We start from the raw sequence: 21,983 nt of genomic DNA, 5'->3' as shown, positions 1-21,983 counted from the left end.
GCCGACGGCGACCGCACGGTTGAGGCGGACGACCGGGTTGTCGGTCAGGGCAGCGAGTTCGTCGTACCACTCGACGATCTGCACCCAGTCGGTCTCCTCGGCGGCGGGCGCATCCGCGTGGAGCGCCGCGATGGCGGCCTGCGCCTGGAACTCGCCCAGCCTGTCGCGGGCCAGCGCCGCCTGCAGGATCTCGACGCCCTCGGCGATCGACGTCGAGTCCCATCGGCCGCGGTCCTGGTCGGCGAGTGGTACCAGGCTGCCGTCGGGCGCGGTCCGGGCGGCGCGCCGGGCGTGGTGCAGCAGCATGAGGGCGAGCAGTCCCGCCACCTCGGGATGGTCGATCACGGCGGCGAGTTGCCGGGTGAGCCGGATGGCCTCGGCGGCGAGGTCGACGTCGCCGGAGTAGCCCTCGTTGAAGACCAGGTAGAGGACGCGCAGCACGGTGGCGACGTCGCCGGGCTGGTCGAAGCGCACGTCGGAGACGGTGCGCTTGGCCCGGCTGATGCGCTGCGCCATCGTCGCCTCGGGCACCAGGTAGGCCTGAGCGATCTGACGGGTGGTGAGCCCGCCGACGGCGCGCAGCGTGAGCGCGACCGCCGACGACGGCGTCAGCGACGGGTGGGCGCACAGGAAGTACAGCTGGAGCGTGTCATCCGCCGCCGGTGCGGGCCCTGGGGCCGGTTCCTCCTCGATCAGGTCCTCACGCCGGCGGCGGGCGGTGTCCGCGCGGGTCGCGTCGAGGAACTTGCGCCAGGCCACGGTGACCAGCCAGCCCTTCGCGTCACGCGGCGGGTCGGCGGGCCACACGCGGACCGCCTCGATGAGCGCGTCCTGCACGGCGTCCTCGGCCGCCGCGAAGTCGGCTCCGCGGCGGACGAGGATCCCGAGCACCTTCGGCGTGAGGCTCCTGAGCAGAGCCTCGTTCACTTCCAAGTGCATTCCGTGGCCGTGGGCGCGCTGTAGAACGGACGCAGCTCCAGCCACTCGTGGATCGGCTTGCCACCCGCCCCGGGGGCGGCCGACAGTTCCCCCGCCAGCTCGACGGCACGCTCGTAGCTGTCGACGTCGATGATCATCCAGCCGGCGATGAGGTCCTTGGTCTCCGCGAAGGGCCCGTCGGTGACCGGCGGACGCCCCTCACCGCCGTACTGGACGAACGTCCCCTCCGGAGCCAGCGCCTTGCTGTCGACGAACTCGCCGCTCTTCTCCAGCCGGGCCGCGAAATCGTTCATGTACTGCATGTGCGCCGAGATCTCCTCGGGCGTCCACTGGTCCATGGGTACGTCGTTGACCGCGGCCGGGGCGCCACGGTAGTGCTTCAGCAGCAGGTACTTGGCCATGTTGTCTCTCCTCGGTGCCGTGCGACCCATTGTGGTCGCGTTCACTGCGGGGACGGAGCCGGCCACGGGTTCTCGACATCGCCGTCCCGGTTTTTCTGGTGCGGCTTGCTCGTGTGTGCGGGGATCCGGCGGTGGATGTCCTCGATCAGGGTCCGCATGGCCATACGGAAGATCTCGGCCTGGTGGTCACCGAGGAAAGAGGTGTGCCCGAACACCTCCAGGACGACGAGGCCGTGCAGGTGTCCCCACGCGCTCAGCAGGAGAGCGGTCGACGCCGGCGGCAGATTGCCGAAACCGTAGTGGGGCAGCTGTTCCAGGTATGCCCGCAGCGAGGGCGAGAGCGCGGGGATGTCGGCCGCGGCGAGTTGCTCCGGGGTGAACTCGTCGAACATCTCGCGCTCGAAGATCGAGCTCATCCGGCGCGTCGCCTGGGTGGTCGGGCCGTCGACCGGTGCCGCGTAGTCCCGCAGCGGCGTTCCGTAGAGGAGTTGGAACCGCTCGGGATGGGCAATGGCCCATCGGCGATAGCCCTCGGCCGCGACCACCAGGCGTGGCAGGTCCGGGTCGTCCGGATCGGTCTCGATGGCGGCCTGCACGGCATCGGCCAGGTCGTCGTACGCCTTGGTGACGAGGGCGGTGACGAGGGCGTCCCGGCTCGGAAAGTAGTGGTAGAGCGCCTGCACGGTCATGCCGAGGCTGCGGGCGACCGCTCGCAGGGACAGGGCCGCGGGTCCTTGTTCGGCGATGTGGCGCTCGGCGGCGTCCAGGATCTCCTGCGTGGCGGCGGCCCGGCGTCGCTGGCGCAGGGTGGGCTGGGCCATTGCGTGTTCCTCCGCGGGCATGTGCGGCGACCGTACGACGGCCGCCCCTGTGGACCACCCGGAAGTGCAGGGTGTGAAGAAAATCTAACACTGCCAAATCTTCTGCCGCGTCACTAACGTCTCTCCCGGCGACGAAGAGTGCGACACCGCACCTGCTTCTGACGGGGTGAAGAGACTCCGCAGGGCACCGCGCCGGCCCCCGCGTTGGTCAACTCCGGCCTTTTCGCGTCGTTTTCACCGTATGGATATGAAGGAGATCGGGCGTGTTTGAACGCATAGCCGAACTGGCGATTCGCCGGTCCCGGCTGGTACTCGTCGTCGCCGTCGTGGCTGTGGCCCTCATGGGAGTCCTGGGCGCGGGCGCGTTCGGCAAGTTGCTGGGAGGTGGCTACAACGACCCGGCCTCCCAGTCCTCCCGGGCCGCGAAGGTCATCGACGAGAAGTTCGGCGGGGAGACGAACCTGGTCCTGCTCGTCCGCGCCTCCGAAGGCCGTGTCGACGCCCCCGCCGCCCAGCAGAGTGGCCGGGCCCTGGTGGCCGACCTCAAGAAGGAAAAGAACCTTGAGAACGTCGTCTCGTTCTGGGAGACGGCCAGCCCCGATCTCCGCTCCAAGGACGGCCGCGAGGCCATGGTCCTCGCGCATGTGAAGGGCGAGGGCACCGAACGGGACGAGAACGCCAAGAGCGTCATCGACGCCTACACCGGACCGTACAAGGACACGTTCACGGTCCAGGCAGGCGGCGGTGCCGCCGTGAACAGCGAAATGGGCACTCAGTCGGGCGAGGACCTCGTACTGGCCGAGGGCATCGCGGTGCCGCTCACCCTCGTCCTGCTGCTGCTCGTCTTCGGCAGCATGGTCGCCGCCCTGTTGCCGCTGGCCATCGGAATCATCGCCATCATGGGCACGTTCGCGGAGCTGTTCATCCTCGGCAGCGTCACCGACGTCTCCATCTTCGCGATCAACCTGACCACGGCCCTGGGCCTCGGCCTCGGTATCGACTACGCGCTGCTGATGGTCAGCCGGTTCCGGGAGCAGCTCGCGGCGGGAGCGAGCGTGGACGACGCGGTCCGGCGGACGGTGAGCACCGCGGGCCGTACGGTCGCGTTCTCCGCCGCGACGGTCGCGGCCGCGCTCGCGGCACTCATGGTGTTCCCGCAGTACTTCCTGCGCTCGTTCGGCTATGCCGGGGTCGGTGTCGTCGCCATCGCGGCCGTCAGCACCCTGTTCGTCATGCCGGCCCTGTTCGTCGTCCTCGGGCACCGGGTCAACAGCGGGCGGCTGCCGTGGGCGAAGGCGGACCGTGCGCGTTCGGACACGCGGGCACCCTTCTGGGGACGGCTGGCCGGCACGGTCATGCGGCGGCCCGCGCTCACCGCGCTGCCCGTGCTCGCGGTCCTACTGGTGGCGGCGAGCCCGCTCCTCGGCATCACCTTCGGCACACCGGACGAACGCGTGCTGCCCGAGGACTCCGAGAGCCGCCAGGTCTCGTCGGTACTGCAGGAGAAGTTCAACGGCAACGACAACGCAGCCGTCCACGTCGTCATCGACAAAGCCGTGAGCAAGGCCCCACTGGAGTCGTACGCGGCCGAACTGTCCGGGCTCAAGGGCGTCGTCCGCGTCGAGACCAGCGCGGGAACCTACGCCGAAGGAGGGTCCACGGCGACCGACCCCGGCAACGCCTCCCTCGGCCGACCCGATGCGCAGCAGATCAACGTGGTGAGCACCCTGTCGCCGAAGTCCGACGCGGCCCAGAATCTGGTCGATGAGGTACGGGCGGTCGCCCCGCCCGCCGGGTCACAGTCCCTGGTGGGCGGAGTCGACGCCGTACTGGTCGACTCCAAGGACTCCGTCGGCAACCGGCTCCCGCTCGCCGTTGCCCTGGTCGCGCTGACCACCTTCCTCCTCCTCTTCCTGTTCACCGGCAGCGTCGTACAGCCACTGCGTGCGCTGGTCCTGAACATGATCAGCCTGGGCGCGACCCTCGGCGTCATGACCTGGATCTTCCAGGACGGCAACCTCTCCTCCCTGCTCGGCTTCACGGCGCAGCCGATGGATGTGTCCATGACCGTGCTGATGTTCTGCATCGCCTTCGGCCTCTCGATGGACTACGAGGTGTTCGTCACCAGCCGGATCAAGGAACTCCACGACCTGGGCGAGGACAACGAGTCCGCCGTGACCAACGGCCTCGGACACACGGGACGCATCGTCACCGCGGCGGCCTGCCTGCTCGCGGTGAGCTTCTTCGCCTTCGGAACGGCCAAGCTCAGCTTCATGCAGCTGTTCGGCCTGGGCAGCGGACTGGCCATCCTCATCGACGCCGTCGCCGTACGCGGCATCCTCGTCCCCGCCGCGATGCGCCTGCTCGGCCGCTCGGCCTGGTACGCGCCCGGCTTCCTGCGAAAGTTCCACGGGCGGTTCGGCCTCAGCGAGGGCGGCCCCGCGCCGACGGCCGCACCTGAGTCCGCGGCGGAGCCGCCGTACGTGAAGAACTCGACAGGAGTCTGACCGCCCCCGAGCCCTTGCACGGCAGTGCCCGCCTCTCGTGTTGCAGAGGCGGGCACTGCCGCGACGAACTACGGTCAGCCGAAGGCTGGTTGGCGCCTGGTCACCCGGGGCCTCGGCCTCGTTCATCGCACGCCGGACGGCAACTTCGTGGGCAGACAGGCAGGCCACCCGTGAGCCGCCCGACACCTCACTCAGCAGTCACGAGCAGACGGCATCCCCTGCGGCAGCTGGGACCATTCGTCTTCCAGCACGCTGAAGATCAAGGAGTCTCGCCAGCCGTCGCGGATCAACTGAGTGTGCCGAAGGCTTCCTTCGTGCGTCATGCCAAGCTTGGCCAGCACCTGGGAGGAGCCGACGTTCCTCGGATCACACGTGGCATGAATTCGGTGGAGCCCCAGCTCGCCGAATCCGTATGCCAGAAGCTGCCGCCCGATCTGCGTCCCGATGCCCTGCCCCCAGACCTGCGGATGCACGATGTACGTGATCTCGCCTTGGCGCTGGACACGACTGCGAACGAACAGCTCGCCCATACCCACAACATCGCCCGCCAGGCGGGCGACGAAGGAGAACCGGCGCTGGGGGGTGTCCGACCAGGCTCGGACCGCACCCTCCACGAACTCCTGGGTCTGAGCCTCCGTGTTCGGTCCCCACACCTGGTAGCGGCACGCCTCCGAGCGGCATGCCCACGAGTGAATCGCCGACCAGTCCTCTGAAGCGATCTTGTCCAAGGTCACCCGGTGTCGGCCCATAAGCCGATCATGTTCACTTGCTGAGGATCGAAACAGGAACCGCCGAAGCACATGCGAGCGCCCTGCGCAGCTGCTCGACTTGGCAGTGGTGGAGCCCGACCCTTCCTGTTTCACAGGCCGCCGGCAACGGTCTCGGGCTGTAGACCGCGGTGGGCCGCTCGCCGGGGCGAGCCGTCACGGGACACGCATGACGTCTGTCATGAACAGTGATGACAGGCCGCGCCGCTCTCACCGTCCATTCGGGCCTAGCTTGGACCGAGGCCCGCTCCCGGGGCCCTCTCCCGACGCCAACGGTTGGAATGACCATGCAAAACGACACCCTCATTGTCGAAGATCTGATGCTGCTGCTGATGGACGACGAGTCGGGAGCGATCGCGGGAGCCGGCACGCTGTACTACACCCTCGGCGGCGCCGTTCTCGTCGAGCTCGGCCTCGACGGACACATCACGGTCGACGAGAACGACAAGGGACTGAACGGTCTGAAGGTCCACGCCGTCCCCGGCGGCGCACTGTCGGACCCTGTGCTCCAGACCGCCCACGAGAAGGTCGCCGACCGAGTGCGAGGTGTGCAGACGCTCCTCATCGAGATCGGCACCGGGTTGCGCGAGACCGTTCTCGATCGACTCGTCGAGCGGGGCATGCTGCGCCGGGAGAGCAAGAAGACGCTGGGTCTGTTCCGTTCGACTTCCACGACGGCCGCGGACACACGGCACAAGATGGCCCTCATGGAGAAGGTCCGCGCCGTCCTGGTCTACGGCGAGGAGCCCGATGCCCGTACAGCGGCCGTGATTGGTCTGCTCTCCGCAAGCGGCACCCTGCCGAGTCTGCACCGCTCCATCCCGTGGTCGGGCAAGGTCTACACGCGTGCGAAGGAACTGGAGCAGGCCAGTTGGGGCGCCGAAGCGGTGAACACCGCCGTGATGCCGACCGTGGCAGCGGTCTCTGTGGGGACCGCCGTCGCCGTCACGGTCACCAACTAGGTCTCAGCCGGGACTTGTCCGGTCGATCACGCAACTCCCCAGGTTCCGGGGCGTCGTGCTCAGGGCAAGCGGATGCCGAGATTACCGATGCCGATGCCGAGGTCAGGCGTGCCAGTCGAGTTGCTGTTCAGGGACACCGACGGAGCGGCCGTAGTCCTGGGCTTCGCGGCGGCCTTCGGCGTGCCCGCGTGGGTAGCGGAAGACTTTGTCGGCAAAGACCACGAAGGTCTCGCGAGAGGTGTGAAAGTCCGTATACCAGCCTCCCGTTGACGAGAGGCTGGACGCCAGCTGATCCGCGAGCCGCTCGGCTTCGAGCTCGTCGGCGGCGAAGTCCAGCAGTGTCCAGAGCCGTGGCTGGTCCTGCCCGGGGTCGGTCATCTCGACCCGTGTCAGCTTCGTGATCCGCAGTGGAATCCCGGTCAGCTGGGCCCCGGCCCGCAGGCTTTCGGCGATCAGTACGCCTTCGAGCATCTGAACCTCCTTGGTGTCGGTGGGGTTCTTTCCCTTCTCGGGACTTCCTCGGGACCGCTCCCGGCGTCCCTCAGTAGAGTTCCCGGCGTTCGAGCACGGGCGCTCGAACGCGCGGTGCCGGAGGGCCACACAGAAGGATCATGACGCGGATGGGCAGGAAGCTCGAAGAGCTGATTGAGAACCTGAGTATCTGGCAGACGGGCGACTACGGCGACGTGGACAGTCCAAGTCCTCGCGACCTGGCCATAACCGAGCTGCGAACGATGGGGCCACAAGCAGTCCCGGCGCTCATCGAGCGGCTCGATGGTCTCCTGGCCGCCACTGCGGGGCATCGCGAGCGTGTCGACTCCGTCCAGGCCGTATGGACCGCCTGGTACGAGGAGAGCGACAGGCTCAGCGACGAGCACGGACCGGGCGCCGACGTCGAGCGCCACCGCACGATCCCGAGCGACAGCCTCCCCCAGCGGTCGGTGGAGGACACGAACTACCGGGATCCCTACGACCTCAAACAGGGGATCATCGAGGCCCTGCGTCAGCTCGGTGACCAGCGTGCGGCGCCCGTGCTCACCGCCGCACTGTCCGACCGTACGTGCGTTCCCGCGGCGGCCCGGGCACTGTGTGACATCCACGCCGACCGGGCCGTGCCCGCGTTGCTGGACGCCGTCACCCTCATCGACCACAACACCAATAGAAGCATCGTGTTCGATCCGCTGTTGGCCGCGCTGCGGCACTACGGGGTCTCCATGGCACAGGCGCGGGAACGGTTCGAGTCCGAGACCTCCCCGCAGGAACGGGTACGGCTGATGCACTTGATGACGCAGCTGCCCGACGACGGCGCCGGAAGGCCCTCCGAGTCTCAGATCAGAGATTCGTTGATCTTCCTAGCGCTCGACGACAAGGACAACACCGGTCGCTGGCAGGCCGTCGGCGCTCTCGACAAGATCGACGGCCGCACGGCAGAGAGGGACATGTTCTCCGACTGGGACGCGCCGCCCCCGGCCGATGTCGTCCGCTCGGCGATCGCCCTGGCCGCCCACGGCAAACCGCTCGGCCATGACCGGGAGTTGAAGAGCAGGCTGCGCCGCATTCGGCACACGGCGCCCGCCGCGCGAGCCGTCGAGGCCACGCTCCTCCAGGACTCACCCGAGCCGGACGCCCAGGAACTGCGCCTCGCGCTGCGGCTCGCCCTGGGGGTGCACACCTCCGAACTGGACGATCCTCTGCGTTTCGCCCGCGCGCTGCACCGGTTGTCCTCGCACTCCCAGGTCGGCGACTCCGCGCTGCTTGCCCTGCGCCGCACCTGCTGGGATCTGCTGTTCCCGCAGATGGTCCAGGTCGACGAAGCACGCCGACGCGAGGCACGGACCATCTTCGACGCCATCGCCACACCGCACGAGCACACCCGGTTCGCCGGCTACACCGCGTCCCGATCGTTCTGGAGCAAGCTCCGGCAGCGTTTCAGGCGGGGGTGACCCACATGCACCGGTCCATCCACCGTCGTGAGCACCGCTGTTCGGGGAGCCTGGGCTGGACCTGGACCACCATGGCCGTACCCGTACCCGTACCCGTACCCGTAGCCGTGGGCGCCGTGTTCACGGCGATGTTCGTCCTCCTGTTTCTCGCGAACAAGGTGAGCCGTGGCGAGCGTTCAGGGGCGGATCAGTTCCAGCGCCTGGTTCAGGTTGTGCTCGGCTATGCCCGCCATGGACTCCCGGTCGGGGAAGTCGCCGTCGAGCAGCCGCAGTGGTCCCGCCGTCAGCGACAGACGCTGCGCCAGCGTGTAGAGCGCGAGCCGGTCCTCGTCCAGTCCGTCCACTTCCAGTGGCCGGTAGGCGTCGTGCAGGCGGATCCGTAGGAAGACGTGCTCCCACTCGACGTCGAAGTACATCAAGCCCTCGATGTCGATCGCCACGGGGTTCCCGACCGCGTCCACCAGCACGTGGTCGGGCCCCAGTTCGCCGTGCACGACCGCGTACTCCGTGCGCGGTCGCACCTCCGCCGCCAGGCCCCGCAGCCGTTCCTCCAGCCGGTCACGCGCTCCCGCGATCCGCGGATCACGCGACGCCGCCTCGGCGAGGTCCCGCAGCGCGCGGTCCAGTACGACCGACTCGCACGACATCCCGCGCGACGAACCTCCCCCGTCGACCACGGCCACCTTGCCGTACGTGGGCGTCCGATGTCGCCGCATCGCCTCAAGGGACTCCCCCAGTCGGGCCATGACCGGGGCCGCCGCGCTCGGGTCGCGCGCGAGCAGGTCCTCCAGGTTCTCGCCGGGGAGGTCCTCGACGATCGCGAGGTCGGCCGGGCAGTGGGCGCCGTCGCGGTCGACGAGACGGATCGCGGGGACGCGGACGCCGAGAGCATCGAGCCGGGCGTGCGCGGCCTCGAACAGGTCGAGCCCGAGGCCGGGTGCGAACGGGTCGGTGAGGTCGTCGTCGCCCTCGGCCGTCGGCCAGTAGTTCTCGGCGTCGTCCCACAGGTAGGCGATCGCGGTCGTCGAGTCGTCCATCACCAGGCGGTACACGCCCTTCTTGCTACCGCCCGCGATCCGCTCGGCGGCCTCCAGCCGCCGCCCACCACCCAGCGCGGCCCGCGCCGCACCGGCCAACTGCGCACGCGTCTCTGTCCTGGGCGCCACGCCCGAACCACCTCTCCCTCACGATGACTTGCGGACTGTACGGGGCCTTCTCAGGCCTTCTCAGGAATGCGTCGACCCCCGGAACAAGTGTTCCGGGGGCCGACGATGTCCGACCGCTGGGTCAGGCGGGCGTGATGTTCTCCGCCTGCGGGCCCTTCTGGCCCTGCGTGACGTCGAAGGTCACGACCTGGCCTTCCTGGAGCTCACGGAAGCCGGTGGAGTTGATGTTGGAGTAGTGCGCGAAGACGTCCGGTCCCCCGCCGTCCTGAGCAATGAAGCCGAAACCCTTTTCGGCGTTGAACCACTTGACGGTTCCCTTGGCCATGCTGATGCCTTCCAGTCAATATCGGACCCGCACCGCGCGGCCCCGGAGGTGATCGCCCTGGTCCAGCACTGCACAGCAAAACGCCCGCGCCGGAGCGCGGGCAGGTACTGCGAACCACGACATCTGGCAGTGACGCTACACGGCAAAACCGGCTCCCACCAGAGAACAACAGCCATGATCCGAACCGCGTCGCGCGTACTGGCCGTCAGCGGTCCGCACGCGCGACGTCAGTACTCGTTCTCCTGGCGCCCGGGGCCCGTTCGCGGGCGTGGCAGCAGCAGGACCGGACGGGCACCACCTCAGCCGCTCAGAGCCGACCGTGCTCCCGGAGGATGTTCAAGGCGCCGAGGGTGACGATGCCGCGCCACTCGGTGCTCTGTGCCGGCATCCAGTGGAGGAAGTGGAAGTCCCAGCCGCCGTCGTCCAGTTGCTCGCTCTCCAGCCGATCGAGGTCGGTATCGATCTGGGTGGGTGCGAAGAGTGCCCGGCTCGGGGTTTCCGGTTGTGGTGAGAGTTCGAGCGGCTTGATGTGTTCGCCCTCGATGCCGCCCGGGACGGGGACGGTGCCGTCGGGGCGGATCGACGGCCGCAGCCGGTCGATCGCGGCGGCGGCGCGGTCCGGGTCGGGCACCGCGTCGAGGAACTGCAGGGCGAACACCACGGTGTAGCCGCCGGCTTCCTTCTGCGATTCGAGCTCCCGCCAGCTCCAGGCGGTAGCTGCGTCGAGCCACGGGTGCTCGACGCCGAGCTGGTGCAGCCGGCCGGCGATCGCGAAGGTCAGGAAGCTGGACGTGTCGTTCGGCTCCATCCAGGGAGTACGCGGGTGACCGAGTGCTGAGGGCAGCACTTGTGCGACACCGCCGTCGGGTCGGGCGACCGAGGCGACCCAGTCGGCGGTCGCAGTCACCATCGGGTCGTTCGTGGCGCCGATCTCCGCCAGTACCCCGAGTGCGGTGAGGGCCGCGGAGGGCTGGCTGCCAGGGCAGCGCACATCGGGTTCGAGCGCGTGGCCGAAGCCGCCGTCGGGATTCCGGTAGGGCCGCAGCGCGTCTAGCACCGGCCCGACCGGCGCGTCGTCGAGAAACACTTCGAGCTGGCGCCGCTCCAGCACGCGGGCCGTGCCTTCCATGAACTGCCGAGCCGAGTCGATACGGGATTCGCTACGGGATTCGCAGCTGGTCTCACTGGTCGTTCGAGTAGTCATGCCATCGACGCTAGGCGGCGGTCAGCCGGACGTCTTCCAGGAATCGGACAGGCGTGACTCCCGTCAGCCGGTGAACCTCATCCGTCATGTGGGCCTGACTGGCATAGCCGGCCGCAAGCGCCTGATCGGCCAGCGACATCGCGGGGGCCTCGTCCGCCCCGATGAGCCGGCGAAGCCGGGCGACGCGGGCGAGCGTCTTCGGGGCGTACCCGACCGCGGCGGTCACCCGCCGATGGAGCTGCCTCTCGCTGACTCCGAGTTCGGCGGCGAGATCGGCCACCCGGATCTCGCGATCCGCCAGGCGCCGGGCCGCCTCGGTGGCGAGCGGATCGGGCATGGCCCGGCGGTGGAGAACGGCTCCGGCAAGCAGGCGGAGGCATTCCGCCGTGTCACCGGCCGTGGCCACCTGCTCGCTCAGGGCCCCGGCCTCCGGCCACACCTCGGCGAGAGGGACCTGGAGGTCGCGGACTGTGGAGGCCGGCAGCCCCAGTACGTTGCCCGCGGCACCCTGTCGCAGGCGTACGCCGCAGGTCGGCACGCCAGTCGGCTCCCACAGCACCGGGCCGGTGTCGGGGCCGACAACGAGCGGCGCGCCCGCGCCCAGCCAGACCAGGTCCACGCAGCCGTCCGGGACCACCCGCTCCGCCCCGTCCACGAGGGTGTCGTTGCGCCACAGACAAGCGACCACGGGCATCAGCCCGGTCGGCGCGCGGTACTCGCGGTAGGTCACGCCTCCCACGATAGAACCCCGACTGGCTACGCCCACGCCCACACCCCACGCGCACTACGCCCTACGTCCAGCGCCCAACGCCCAACGCCCTCGCGTGCTCACGAGAAATGGCTGCGCGGCTCTGTCGTCACGCGGGTGGTGCGGTCAGTCCGGCCGCGGTCTGGGTGAGGTGCTGGGCCAGTACCTCGGCCGCGGTCTCGGCGTCACGGGCCAGCGCCGCCTCCTCCAGCCGACGGTGCTCGTCGACGCCGTCCCGGTCGGGGTTGCGGTGCGCCGACCAGCGGCGAGCCAGCTCACTCGCGGTCCACAGCCGGTCGACGGTCTCCAGCAGCACGGGGTTGCCGCAGCCCTCCAACAGCGTCCGGTGGAAGACCCGGTGGGCTTCCGACCATGCGCTGCTGTAGTACTCGCCCTCCTCCGGAACGTACGCCGGAGTGCGCGCCAGACGGTGGTGGGCGGCTCGTACGCGGGCCTCCCAGTCCACGTCGCCGCGCTCGACGGACATGCGCAGCACGACCGGTTCGATGGTGATGCGGGCCTCCGTGATCTCCTGCCAGCGGCGGTCGGAGAAGGCCGGGACGGCGAAGCCGCGGTTGGGCAGCCGGTCGGCGAGACCCTCACCGACCACCCGCACGAGCGCCTCGCGCACGACGGCCAGGCTCACGCCCTGTTCCTTGGCGAGGTCCTGCGGTTTGAGGGCGTGGCCGGGTGCGTACTCCCCGCGCATGATCGCGTCCCGCAGGTGTGCGTAGACCTGCTCGGAGAGCATCTGCTTGCCCGGCGAAGTCGAGGTGTGGGCCGTCTGGGTCATGCCGCCATCGTAGACGATCCAGTAGATAATCGATTATCTGTGTTATCGTCGATTTCATCGTCGGGGAAGACGACAGCGATCCCTCGATGCGACCGCTGCGGGCTCTCCGTCCGCCGCATTGCGGCCACCACCAACGCCACAGCCACAGCAAGGCCTGAAAGGAACGACGCAATGAGCGCCAACGACCCCTTCGCCCGCCTCCCCGAGGCGGCCTCCTTCACCGTTACGAGCACCAACGTCACCGACGGCGCCGCCTGGTCGCCCGAGCAGCTCTCCGGCATGTCCGGTGTCCCCGGCGGGAAGGACATCTCGCCGCAGCTGTCCTGGAGCGGCGCTCCGGAAGGCACCAAGAGTTACGCCGTCACCGTGTACGACCCCGACGCCCCCACCGGGTCCGGGTTCTGGCACTGGGCGGTCGCCGACATCCCCGCCACCGTCACCGAGTTGCCCGAGGGCGCCGGCGACGACGTCGGCTCGGGCCTGCCCGAGGGTGCCTTCCAGCTGCCCAACGACGCCCGCGCGGCCCGCTTCATCGGCGCCGCCCCGCCGGCCGGGCACGGGCCGCACCGCTACTTCGTCGTGGTGCATGCCCTCGCCGTCGAGTCCATCGGCGTCGCGGCCGACGCCACGCCGGCCGTCCTCGGGTTCACCATGGCGGGCCACATACTCGGCCGAGCGGTCCTGACCGCCAGCGCCGAAACCCCCGCCTGACGAACAGCATGACCGCACTGATCGACACCACGGAGATGTATCTACGCACCGTCCTGGAGCTCGAGGAGGAAGGCGTGATCCCGCTGCGCGCCCGCATCGCCGAGCGCCTGGACCAGAGTGGGCCCACCGTCAGTCAGACCACCGCCCGTATGGAGCGCGACGGCCTGCTGCACGTCGCCGGCGACCGGCACCTGGAGTTGACAGCGCAGGGCCGTCAACTGGCAACGCGCGTGATGCGCAAGCACCGGCTCGCGGAGTGTCTGCTCGTCGACGTGATCGGCCTGGAGTGGGAGCAGGTGCACGCCGAGGCCTGCCGCTGGGAGCACGTGATGAGCGAGGCCGTCGAACGCCGCGCCCTGGCGTTGCTCCGGAATCCGACCAAGTCGCCCTACGGCAACCCGATCCCGGGCCTGGAGGAGCTCGGCGTGAAGAGCACCACGGATCCGTTCCTCGACGAGGCCATGGTCAGCCTCAGCGACCTGGCCCCCGGGCCGAACGGCGCGAGTGCGAGCGCGGTCGTACGGCGCATCGGGGAGCTGATCCAGACCGACCCCCGACTGATGCGCACCCTGCAGGAGGCCGGGATACGGCCCGGCGCACTCGTGAGCGTGACGTCATCACCCGACGGCGTGATGGTCGGCAGCGGCGGGGAGCCCGCCGAACTCCCCACGCAGACCGCCGCACACGTCTTCGTGGCCGAGCGCTGAGCCCAGCCAAGCCCTGAGCACAGCCGAACACTGAACTCAGCCGGGCGCCAACCCGCTGCCGTGGGCCCGTACAAGCACTCAGGACGGCCCTCGACCACTGGAACGGAGGATCGTGGTCGAGGGCCGTCCGGCCGTCCACTCCCTCACGGAGCGCAGGCCTCGGCGATCGACAGGCTGTTCTCGTAGAGGTGGTGCCGGGTGATCCGGCCGTCCTCGACGGTGAGGCGCAGTGCGAACGGCCCATCGAAGGGCTTTCCCGTCGCGCGTACGGTCCCCGACAGGTGGCCCATCAGGACCGCGTCGGTGCCGTCGACGAGGAAGGTGTCGACGGAGGCGCGCGCGTCCTCGGGCACGGTGTGCTCCATCAACTCCTGGAACTGGGCGGCGCATTCGGCGGCGGTGGACCGCGGGCGGATCCACGGGACGGCGGGGTTCTCGGCGAGCATCCAGTCCACCTCGTCGGCGAAGAGCGTGACGAGCCGACTCGTGTCCCCGGCCACCCGGGCGGCGATGAACTCCTGCACGGCGGACCGGGTGGCCTCGGCCACGGAACTCGCGGTGGTGGCCGAACTCGCCGTGGTCGCGGTGGACTTGACGGACATCGCACTCTCCTCGCTGCTGCGGTCGAATCCCGGCGTGGGTTCCCGCCGATGTGCTCGATCCTGCTGGAGTGAGGAGTGCACGGTCGATTACCCCCGGGGTAATGGCCCTGACCGCCGCATCGTGGCTGGTTCGTTCAGGTCACGCGGGTCTCCGCCAAAGACTTTGAACACTGAGATGACAAAGTATGGACATGCCAAGTGAAAGACCTCTAGGTTGGCGGCGCAACGCAGTCACGACACAGAAGACCGGAACGAAATCCGGCACGGTCCGGTCCCGCCTTATGGAGGACCGTTGTCCCACCATCTGTTCCTGCGTGCCCGAAGACTTGTCACCTCCCTAGCAACCGGAGCCATCCTGGCCGGCGGCCTCTGGGCCGCCCCCTCGTCCTCGGCCGCCCCGTCCGACATCCCGCCACAGGAACCCGGAGTCACGCTGCGCGTGTTCGACGTGCAGACGCCACTGAGCAAACTGTGCACCCTCAAGCCCGGCCAGACCCCCAACCACGACTCGTTGAAGTCGACGGTGGACTGGTCCACGGCCGACGACTTCGGTGGCTTCTCCGACCGCTTCGTCACAGAGGTGACCGGCTACCTGGTCGTTCCCAGCGACGGCACCTACGGGTTCCGTCTCACCAGCGACGACGGCTCCCGGCTGACCATCGACGACACCACGGTGGTCGACCACGACGGACTCCACGGCGCGGAGCCGAAGGACGGCGCGGTCACGCTCACCGCGGGGTCGCACCCGCTGCGCATCGATCACTTCGAGCGCGACGGCGGGCAGCAGCTCCAACTGGCCTGGAAGCCGCCGGGCGAGAGTGACTTCGCCGTCGTGCCCCGCGAAGCGCTGACCACGGACGCCGACGTCGTCCGGGTCACGGCGCCCGGACGCAAGGAGTGCGAGGCGAGCGGCGACTCCCCCGGCGACGGCCTCCCGCTCACCTCCGTACGGCCGGACCTGACACTCACCGATCTGCGCCCCGACGGTTTCGAACCGCAGGTCACCGGTATGGACTGGCTGCCCGACGGACGGTTGGCGATCAGTACCTGGGGCGGCTCCGACAACGTTGCCGGAGAGGTCTATCTGCTGGACAACGTCACCGGTCCGACGAGCAAGGACAAGGTCACCTTCAAGAAGGTGGCCAGTGGGCTGCGTGAGCCCATGGGCATCAAGTACGTCGACGGTTCGCTGTACGTCTCGCAGAAGCACGAGCTGACCCGGCTCGTGGACCGGAACCGCGATGACGTGGCCGACGAGTACCGCACCGTCGCGACCTGGCCGTACGGCGGGAACTTCCACGAGTTCGCGTTCGGCCTCCTCTACCGCGACGGCTACTTCTACGTGAACCTGTCCGTCTCCATCAACCTCGGCGGTGCGACCACGGTTCCGCAACCGGCCCCGGGTCGCGGAACGACGTACAAGGTCAGCAAGAAGACCGGCAAGATCAGCCCGGTCGCGGGCGGGCTTCGTACGCCGAACGGGATCGGCTGGGGACCTGACGGTGAGCTGTTCGCCACGGACAACCAAGGCGGTTGGCTTCCTTCGTCGAAGCTCGTCCACGTCAAGCAGGACCGCTTCTTCAACCACTACACCGAGCCGTCCGGCCCGTTCGATGCCGCCACACCGACCAATCCGGTGCTGTGGCTGCCCCAGAACGAGATCGCCAACTCGCCCTCCACGCCCCTGTATGTGAAGAAGGGCAGGTTCGCGGGTCAGATGCTGATCGGCGACGTGACCTACGGCGGACTGCAACGCGCGTATCTGGAGAAGGTGAAGGGGCAGTACCAGGGCGCGGTCTTCCGCTACACGCAGGGACTTGAGGCCGGGGTCAACCGCCTCACCCTGGGTCCCGACGGATCAATCTACGCCGGTGGTCTGGGCGCCGAGGGCAACTGGGGTCAGGAGGGCAAGCTCAAGTTCGGCCTGCAGAAGCTCACGCCCAACGGCGGGAACACCTTCGACATCCAGACGATGCGTGCCGTACCGGGCGGCTTCGACCTGACGTACACCCAGCCGGTGTCCGCGACGACGGCCGAGGAGCTGGCCAAGCGCTACCGGGCGGAGCAGTGGCGTTACACGCCGACCACCGACTACGGCGGCCCGAAGATCGCCGAAGAAGCGCTGCCCGTACGATCTGCCGAGCTGTCGAAGGACGGGCGTACCGTGCGGCTGCGGCTGGACGGGCTGAAGTCGGGCCGGGTCGTCCACCTTCGCTCCCCGCGTCCCTTCACCTCGGCGTCCGGTGAGGCGCTGTGGAGCACCGAGGCCTGGTACACGCTCAATGCCATGCCCGGCAAGCAGCCGCCGCCCGCCACCCAGTACGAGGCCGAGGAGGCGCGTCTGACGGGCTCAGCGGGAATCAACACCGATCATGTCGGCCACTCCGGCAGCGGCTTCGTCGACCGGTACTCCACGGAGGGCAAGGTCGCCACCACCTTCGACGTGACAGTCCCCAAGGCGGGCACGTACGACGTCAACCTGCGCTATTCCAACGGCCCGAACCCGTTCCAGGGCACCAAGTCGCTCTCCCTGTACACCAACGGGAAGAAGCTGCGGCAAGTGAAGCTGGCCTCCACCGGTGACTGGGATTCATGGTCCACGCAGACCGAACCAGTCGTGCTGCGCGCCGGGAAGAACACCCTCTCCTACAGCTACGACCCGGGCGACACCGGACACGTCAACCTCGATCTGATCACTGTTCGCCCGCACGCCGCGCCGGTCACTCTCTTCGACGGGAGCGCCGCCTCACAGGCCGAGTGGCAGCACACGGACGGGAGACGGCTCAAGTGGCCGCTCACCGACGAGGAGTCGATGGAGGTGTGCTGCGGTGACATCCGGACCCTGGACGCGTACCAGGACTTCAAGTTGCACGTCGAGTTCCGTGTTCCGCTGCTGCCTCCCGATGTCACGGGACAGGACCGTGGCAACAGCGGAATCTTCATCCAGGACCGCTACGAACTCCAGATCCTCGACTCCTACGGTGACACCTCCCTGGACACCAACGAAGCCGGAGCCATCTATCTGAAGAAAGCGCCCGACGTGAACGCGGCCAAGGCGCCCGAGACCTGGCAGACGTACGACATCGTCTTCCGTGCCGCCCGCTACGACGACAGCGGGAACAAGACCGCCGACGCGCGGCTGACCGTGGTGTGGAACGGCGAGAAGGTGCACGACGACATCGCCCTCGACGGTCCCACTGCCTCGGGCAGAGCCGAGACACCGGCAGCGGGAGCGATCCGACTGCAGGACCACGGGAACAAGGTCCGGTTCCGCAACATCAGACTGGAGCCTCTTGCCTGACCTGACCCACGTGACGTGACCTGACGTGATCCGAAGCCGGGCCCGGTTCCTGACCGGGCCCGGCTTCCACGTCACCTCAGGTGGACGCAGTCCGGCATCAGGTCAGGTCAGCTCCGCTGCCTGTCCGCACGTACGACAGGCAGCGTCACTCCGAAGACCGTGCCGGCCCCCGGAGTGCTGTGGACCGTGACCGTCCCGTCGTGGGCGTGGGTGAGCTGGCGGACGATGGCCAGACCGAGCCCGCTGCCTCCGGTGGAGCGGCTGCGGGATTTCTCCGCTCGCCAGAAACGGTCGAAGACATACGGCAGTTCCTCCGGCTCGATGCCCTGGCCGGTGTCCCTGACCTCGATGCTCACCTCGGACTCCGCGCCGACCGCGCGCAGTTCGACACTGCCCCGGGCGGCCGTGTGGCGTACCGCGTTCGACACCAGGTTGCCGATCACCTGGCGGATGCGTACGGGGTCCGCGTACAGCTTCGGATCGTCTTCCGTGCGGACGGTGAGGGTGACTCCGGCCGAGTCCGCCGCGGCACGGTGTGCTGTCGCGACCTGGTGAAGGAGGTCCCGTACGAAGACATCCTCGCGGTGCAGCCGTAGCACGCCCGCGTCGGCGGCGGCGAGGTCCTGCAAGTCGTCGATGAGGTGCTGCAGTTGCAGTGCCTCCTCCAGGAGCGAGGTGGTGAAGTCGTCGTCGGGCTCGGCGATGCCGTCCTCCGCGGCCTCCAGCCACACCCGGATGTTGTTGAGCGGGCTGCGCAGTTCATGGGCGATGTCGCTGACCATCGCCCTGCGCTGTTCCTCGGCGTGCTCGCGCCGCGCGGAGAGATCGTTGAAGGCCGCGGCGAGCCGGCCGATCTCGTCATTGCTGGTGACGGGGACGCGGGCGTGCCGGTCGCCCGGACCGCGAGCGGCGGCGGTCAACGCACGCAGCGGTCGGACCAGTCGACGCCCGACCAGCACGGTCGAACTCACGGTCAGGACGAGGACGAGCCCAGTCACCCCGGCGATCCGGGCGGTGTTGGCCGGCGAGAGGTCGAGTCCCACGGACGCCACGGCGGGGACCTGGGCGTCACCGATGAACAGGAGGGCGGGCGGGGCCACGTACGGGGTGAGCTGTACGCGCCGGGCGGTATCCACGCAGTCCTGTACCGCGGGGGAGATGGCGATGAAGTCGAGTCCGACGCCGACGACCGACTCGTGCCAGTCCCGCAGGCACTTCGCCGCGAGGGCGTTGAGGCGGTCGAGGGCCTTCCGCTCCGGCTCCGTCGGGGTGTCCAGCTCGGCCGTCGGGCAGACGCCGGTGATCTTGTACCTGATGGCGGCGTCGTCGTTGCCGATCCGGATCACCGGACGACCGCTCGGCCGGTCGATGCGGGTCGCGGGTGCTCCGGATCGCTGAAGACAGGCCTGGAGCCGGTCGGCGGCGGCGCGCAGTTTCGCGCGGGCGTCGGCGGTGAGCCGGTAGGGACCGATGACACGTGGGTCGATGCGGTCGGCGTCCGCGCTCCCGGCCGGTGCGACGTGCAACGGGTCGATGACCGCGGACACCCGGTCGGGCCGTGGCGCCTTCGGATCAGAGTCGGCGATCGTCCGGCGGTCCCGGGTCGTCAGGACGATCCGCCGTCCGGTGCTCGATGCCAACTCCCCTATCAGACCGTCCACTTGGGACCAGTCCCGGTGGGTCGCCGCGCGGCCCACCAGGGTGTCGTAGAGATGGGTGTCGTCGGTCAGGATGCGGCCCTGCTCCTGGCGGATCGCACCGGTGGTGGTGCGTACGGTGAGCCACGCGGTGGCGGCGATCGCGCAGACGGCGATCAGCACGGACGTGGCGAGCAGGCGCACGAGGAGGCTGCGGTGCGGCGGCACCCGATCACCGTCGGTCCACCCGGGATCCCTTCGCCCGTCGGCGGTCCGCTCAGCATCGGTCCGCCCGCCGTCGGCGCCCCCTCCGTCAGAGCGCGGCACGGCCGTCGGTGAGTTCGGTGCCGTCGGTCGTCTCGGCGCCACCAGGCGGCTTCCTGCCGTCGGTGAGCTTGTAGCCGACGCCGTACACGGTCAGCAGGCGGACCGGTTCGCGCGGATCCGTCTCGATCTTCCTGCGCAGGTTCATCACATGGACGTCCACGGTCCGTTCCGTGATGTAGCGGTCGAACCCCCGGGTCCTGGCGAGGAGTTGACGGCGGCTGAACACCCGCTCCGGGTGAGCGGCCAGCGCCTGGAGGATCACGAACTCGCCCGGCGTGCACTCGACTTCACGCCCGTCGGCCTCGACCACATGGCGTACGGGGTCGACGGTCAGGCCGCCGACCCGCAGAACGGACTCCTCCTCCTCGGCGGAGGCGGACCGGTGGGTGCGTCTGATGAGGGCCCGGATCCGGGCCATCAGTTCGCGCGGGCTGTATGGCTTGGTCATGTAGTCATCGGCACCGTGGTCGAGCCCGCGCAGCAGATCCTCCTCCGCGGAGCGCGCCGTGAGCATCAGCACCGCCACGTCGTCGGCCTCGCGTCGGACCGTACGGCACACGTCCAGGCCGTCCACGAGGGGCATCATCACATCGAGGATCAGCACATCGGGACGGTTGCGGCGGATCTCCTCGATCGCGGCGTGGCCGTCGTGGACGACGACCACCGAATGACCCTCCCGCCGCAGATAACGCCGCACGACCTCGGCGTGCTTCGGATCGTCTTCCGCGACAAGAACATGTGCGCACATGCTGCGGACCCTACGGGGCCCAACAGCTCTCTCATACCGGCCTGACAAGTTCTTCAAATCTCTCCGTGACCGTACGGGGATGACGAAAACCACTCACTTCACCGGTACGGGGACGGTCGTGGCTGCTGTCCTGTGCCTGGCCGCGCTGTCCGCCTGCGGCGGATCACCCGTCGGTGGTTCGGACGACACGGCCAAGGACGACCAGGTGGCCTCGGTGACGAGCCCGGCCGCGAAGGACGGTGCGAGCGCCTCGGCGAGCTCCGGCACGGAGGAGGGCGTCCCGCTGCGGACGGACATGAGCGAGGACGAGAAGAAGCGGATCCAGACGGCCTGGGGCGTCTGTCTGAAGAGTCAGGGAGTGCCCACGGCCGACAAGGGAATCCCGGGGATGGTGCTCCCGGCGGCCGGCGCGGACAAGTACCCGAAGGAGTACAAGGCATGCAAGGCGAAGCAACCCATCACGCCCCCTCAGCTGAACCCGAACGACCCTGATTACGCGGACGGCCTCCGCTCCTGGGTGCGCTGCATGAACGACAAGGGGCTGAAGGTGGACACTCTCCCCGACGCCGCCGGATGGACCTGGGCCGACGAGCCGGGCCCGGTGGCTCCGGGTTCGTCGCAGGCCGACCAGATCGAGGCGAACTGCCAGGAGGAAGCGCTCAGTGCGAAGAAATGAGGCCTCTCCCCGCCCCCGGCGGCGCCTCCTGCTGACGGTGAGCGGAGCCTCGGTGGTACTCGCCATCACAGCCGGAGCGGTTGTCTGGACCGGTCGGCACGGACAGGAGTCGCGGGCCTCCGCCGACGAGAGAGTGCACGTGACGACCGCGGTGGTGGAGCGCGCCGATCTGTCCGACACCCTGACACTCGGCGGAACCCTCGGTCACGGCCGGAGCCGGGTGGTGCGGAGCGGCAAGGATGGCCTGGTCACCTGGCTGCCGCGGATCGGGGCGGAGGTCACCAGGGGCGGGCAGCTGTTCCGGGTGAACGACAACCCGGTACCGCTGCTCTACGGATCGACCCCGCTGTACCGCACCCTGCGGGACGAGGGCACGGTCGGGCGCGATGTGAAGGTCCTCGTCGACAACCTCAGGAAACTCGGATACGACTTCGGAGAGCAGCCGGAGGTCGGCAGCTGGGTGCGGCCGCGTCCGGCCGCGACACCTACTTCGGACGGGGCCGGCGCCGAGGGGGAGGCCGCGTCCGCCGATGCGGCTTCGGGTGAGTCCGCCGAGGACGAGACGGCTTCGGGCAAGTCCGGCCAGGACGCGGCACCCTCGGCCCGGCCGACCGCTGCCGACTCCGACTCCGACTCCGACTCCGCCGGGGCAGGTTCGCCCGCCCCCTCCCCCCCCCCCGCTCCCTTCCTAGTCCGCC

General features: G+C 69.0%; 20 protein-coding genes and 1 pseudogene. 8 read left to right on the top strand and 13 right to left on the bottom strand.

Annotated features, from left to right (window positions below; translation table 11 throughout):
- From AOK17_RS39365 to AOK17_RS39355, 3 genes are all read right to left on the bottom strand, one after another.
- The coding region (locus AOK17_RS39365; protein ID WP_055617421.1) for an RNA polymerase sigma factor at window positions 1-927 on the bottom strand (927 nt) is incomplete at its 3' end.
- Window positions 924-1,340, bottom strand: coding sequence for a YciI family protein (locus AOK17_RS39360; RefSeq protein WP_055617420.1), 417 nt, complete (start codon window positions 1,338-1,340; stop codon window positions 924-926). The genes AOK17_RS39365 and AOK17_RS39360, both read right to left, overlap by 4 nt.
- Window positions 1,341-1,381: 41 nt before the next feature.
- Window positions 1,382-2,182, bottom strand: a complete 801-nt coding sequence (locus AOK17_RS39355) for a TetR/AcrR family transcriptional regulator (RefSeq protein ID WP_079053536.1) — start codon at window positions 2,180-2,182, stop codon at window positions 1,382-1,384.
- A gap of 242 nt (window positions 2,183-2,424) precedes the next feature.
- Here AOK17_RS39355 and AOK17_RS39350 point away from each other — a divergent pair, with 242 nt between their 5' ends.
- Complete coding sequence (locus tag AOK17_RS39350) at window positions 2,425-4,668, top strand: MMPL family transporter (protein WP_055617419.1); 2,244 nt, start codon at window positions 2,425-2,427, stop codon at window positions 4,666-4,668.
- Window positions 4,669-4,859: 191 nt separating this feature from the next.
- Here AOK17_RS39350 and AOK17_RS39345 read toward each other — a convergent pair whose 3' ends face one another.
- Window positions 4,860-5,402, bottom strand: coding sequence for a GNAT family N-acetyltransferase (locus AOK17_RS39345; RefSeq protein WP_245697647.1), 543 nt, complete (start codon window positions 5,400-5,402; stop codon window positions 4,860-4,862).
- Window positions 5,403-5,722: 320 nt separating this feature from the next.
- Here AOK17_RS39345 and AOK17_RS39340 point away from each other — a divergent pair, with 320 nt between their 5' ends.
- Entirely contained in the window at window positions 5,723-6,397 is a 675-nt protein-coding gene (locus tag AOK17_RS39340) for a GOLPH3/VPS74 family protein (RefSeq protein WP_055617417.1), read from the top strand.
- A 102-nt stretch (window positions 6,398-6,499) separates the two neighbouring features.
- On the opposite strand, the gene AOK17_RS39335 is transcribed toward AOK17_RS39340, so the two are convergent.
- A complete protein-coding gene (locus AOK17_RS39335; RefSeq protein WP_055617416.1) occupies window positions 6,500-6,868 on the bottom strand; it encodes a hypothetical protein in 369 nt (122 codons plus the stop codon).
- Between the two features lie 149 nt (window positions 6,869-7,017).
- On the opposite strand from AOK17_RS39335, the gene AOK17_RS39330 reads away from it, so the two are divergent.
- Entirely contained in the window at window positions 7,018-8,340 is a 1,323-nt protein-coding gene (locus AOK17_RS39330; protein WP_055617415.1) for a HEAT repeat domain-containing protein, read from the top strand.
- A 176-nt stretch (window positions 8,341-8,516) separates the two neighbouring features.
- On the opposite strand, the gene AOK17_RS39325 is transcribed toward AOK17_RS39330, so the two are convergent.
- From AOK17_RS39325 to AOK17_RS39305, 5 genes are all read right to left on the bottom strand, one after another.
- Window positions 8,517-9,392 carry a phosphotransferase family protein gene (locus AOK17_RS39325; protein WP_245697648.1) on the bottom strand — a complete coding sequence of 292 codons (876 nt, stop codon included), beginning with the start codon at window positions 9,390-9,392 and terminating at the stop codon, window positions 8,517-8,519.
- Between the two features lie 235 nt (window positions 9,393-9,627).
- A complete protein-coding gene (locus tag AOK17_RS39320; RefSeq protein WP_055617413.1) occupies window positions 9,628-9,831 on the bottom strand; it encodes a cold-shock protein in 204 nt (67 codons plus the stop codon).
- A gap of 307 nt (window positions 9,832-10,138) precedes the next feature.
- Window positions 10,139-11,035, bottom strand: coding sequence for a prenyltransferase/squalene oxidase repeat-containing protein (locus AOK17_RS39315; RefSeq protein WP_063997357.1), 897 nt, complete (start codon window positions 11,033-11,035; stop codon window positions 10,139-10,141).
- Between the two features lie 10 nt (window positions 11,036-11,045).
- Window positions 11,046-11,765, bottom strand: a complete 720-nt coding sequence (locus AOK17_RS39310; RefSeq protein WP_206190910.1) for a helix-turn-helix transcriptional regulator — start codon at window positions 11,763-11,765, stop codon at window positions 11,046-11,048.
- Window positions 11,766-11,892: 127 nt separating this feature from the next.
- Window positions 11,893-12,576, bottom strand: coding sequence for a GntR family transcriptional regulator (locus tag AOK17_RS39305; RefSeq protein ID WP_055617411.1), 684 nt, complete (start codon window positions 12,574-12,576; stop codon window positions 11,893-11,895).
- A gap of 171 nt (window positions 12,577-12,747) precedes the next feature.
- Between AOK17_RS39305 and AOK17_RS39300 the strand changes: the two genes are divergently transcribed.
- Window positions 12,748-13,287 carry a YbhB/YbcL family Raf kinase inhibitor-like protein gene (locus AOK17_RS39300; protein WP_055617410.1) on the top strand — a complete coding sequence of 180 codons (540 nt, stop codon included), beginning with the start codon at window positions 12,748-12,750 and terminating at the stop codon, window positions 13,285-13,287.
- An 8-nt stretch (window positions 13,288-13,295) separates the two neighbouring features.
- On the top strand, window positions 13,296-13,994 hold the full coding sequence (locus AOK17_RS39295; protein WP_055617409.1) for an iron-dependent transcriptional repressor DtxR: 699 nt from the start codon (window positions 13,296-13,298) through the stop codon (window positions 13,992-13,994).
- A gap of 143 nt (window positions 13,995-14,137) precedes the next feature.
- Here AOK17_RS39295 and AOK17_RS39290 read toward each other — a convergent pair whose 3' ends face one another.
- Window positions 14,138-14,596 carry a nuclear transport factor 2 family protein gene (locus AOK17_RS39290; protein WP_055617408.1) on the bottom strand — a complete coding sequence of 153 codons (459 nt, stop codon included), beginning with the start codon at window positions 14,594-14,596 and terminating at the stop codon, window positions 14,138-14,140.
- Between the two features lie 292 nt (window positions 14,597-14,888).
- Here AOK17_RS39290 and AOK17_RS39285 point away from each other — a divergent pair, with 292 nt between their 5' ends.
- A complete protein-coding gene (locus AOK17_RS39285) occupies window positions 14,889-17,897 on the top strand; it encodes a 3-keto-alpha-glucoside-1,2-lyase-like domain-containing protein (protein ID WP_055617407.1) in 3,009 nt (1,002 codons plus the stop codon).
- A gap of 107 nt (window positions 17,898-18,004) precedes the next feature.
- Here AOK17_RS39285 and AOK17_RS39280 read toward each other — a convergent pair whose 3' ends face one another.
- Together AOK17_RS39280 and AOK17_RS39275 are read right to left on the bottom strand one after the other, a co-directional pair.
- Window positions 18,005-19,762: a sensor histidine kinase gene (locus tag AOK17_RS39280; RefSeq protein WP_055617406.1), complete on the bottom strand. Its 1,758-nt coding sequence runs from the start codon at window positions 19,760-19,762 to the stop codon at window positions 18,005-18,007.
- Between the two features lie 85 nt (window positions 19,763-19,847).
- Window positions 19,848-20,609, bottom strand: a complete 762-nt coding sequence (locus tag AOK17_RS39275; protein ID WP_079053533.1) for a response regulator transcription factor — start codon at window positions 20,607-20,609, stop codon at window positions 19,848-19,850.
- Between the two features lie 79 nt (window positions 20,610-20,688).
- Between AOK17_RS39275 and AOK17_RS39270 the strand changes: the two genes are divergently transcribed.
- Window positions 20,689-21,285 (top strand): hypothetical protein, encoded by a 597-nt coding sequence (locus tag AOK17_RS39270; RefSeq protein ID WP_055617405.1) that lies wholly within the window; start codon window positions 20,689-20,691, stop codon window positions 21,283-21,285.
- Window positions 21,272-21,983 (top strand): annotated as a pseudogene (locus AOK17_RS51015) (hypothetical protein); the annotation flags it as partial. The gene AOK17_RS39270 and the pseudogene AOK17_RS51015, both read left to right, overlap by 14 nt.

This window comes from Streptomyces phaeochromogenes (assembly GCF_001418655.1).
Lineage (GTDB): Bacteria > Actinomycetota > Actinomycetes > Streptomycetales > Streptomycetaceae > Streptomyces > Streptomyces phaeochromogenes.
Note: the sequence above shows the minus strand (reverse complement) of the source record. Positions and strands in the feature narration are given on the sequence as shown.